The sequence below is a fragment of the Shewanella sp. SG41-4 genome (assembly GCF_014164505.1).
In the GTDB taxonomy this organism is placed as follows: Bacteria; Pseudomonadota; Gammaproteobacteria; order Enterobacterales; family Shewanellaceae; genus Shewanella.
The window spans coordinates 1-914 of record NZ_JACJFI010000712.1 but is presented as its reverse complement, the minus strand read 5'-3'; the positions used below and the strand labels follow the sequence as shown (position 1 = coordinate 914).

1 protein-coding gene is annotated in these 914 nt (G+C 36.2%); it reads right to left on the bottom strand.

Going from position 1 to position 914, the window contains the following annotated elements:
* On the bottom strand, positions 1 to 300 hold a 300-nt coding region (locus tag H5202_RS23445; protein WP_182774110.1), incomplete at its 3' end, for a P-II family nitrogen regulator.
* Positions 301 to 914: the final 614 nt, after the last annotated feature.

Genomic DNA, 914 nt, shown 5'->3' with positions numbered 1-914 from the left:
AATCACGCGTTCAATATCAGTTACAAATATTTTACCGTCACCAATTTTACCCGTTCTGGCTATATCAACAATAACATCAATAGCACGTTCAAGAATCTCATCTTGGATGACTAACTCGATTTTTACCTTAGGTAAAAAATCAACCATGTATTCAGCGCCGCGATAAAGCTCAGTGTGGCCTTTTTGACGTCCAAAACCTTTAACCTCTGATACCGTCATACCCGTAATACCAATTTCAGCAAGTGCTTCACGCACATCATCAAGTTTAAACGGTTTAATAATCGCTTCGACTTTTTTCATTAAATACTCCTGTCATCGGCTAAGTTTTTGATTAACCTCAACTCGGGATAAGAGATGGGATAAATCGATAAGAAAATAGTTTAGTTCAAGTCTGTAATAGCTAACTTGCAATTTGTTTTGTTAACAAGGCAAATTTGCACTTCAATATGGTGCCTACTAGCAGTCAATCCACTACAGTAAGCAGGACAAAAAGGTATTTAATAACCATTTATAATTCCATACTGAAGTTGATTAAGCACATGTCCTCATTGCAATTTATATGCTTGCTAACATCATCCAAATATCTTACTTGAAAGCGAAGCTAATTGTCGCGGCTATTTTACGTATTTACGAAAAGATATTTCTCGGCAAAGCTACTGGTTATTTTCTATACTATCTTAATGTTACTGCAGGACGCAGCTGGCAACGTTTAAGGATGAACGACAGTGAAAAATTTTAAACACGTTAAAGGTATTGGTCTTATTGAGGTAATGATAGCAACACTCATTATGTAGTGGTCAAGTAATATTGGCCACGGTTTTAGAGTCATTCCAATATAAACGTTCTGACTCATTTGGCGTTAACCCACCATTATATTGATGGGGTCTAGTTTCACTGTAATATCCAGTGATGTA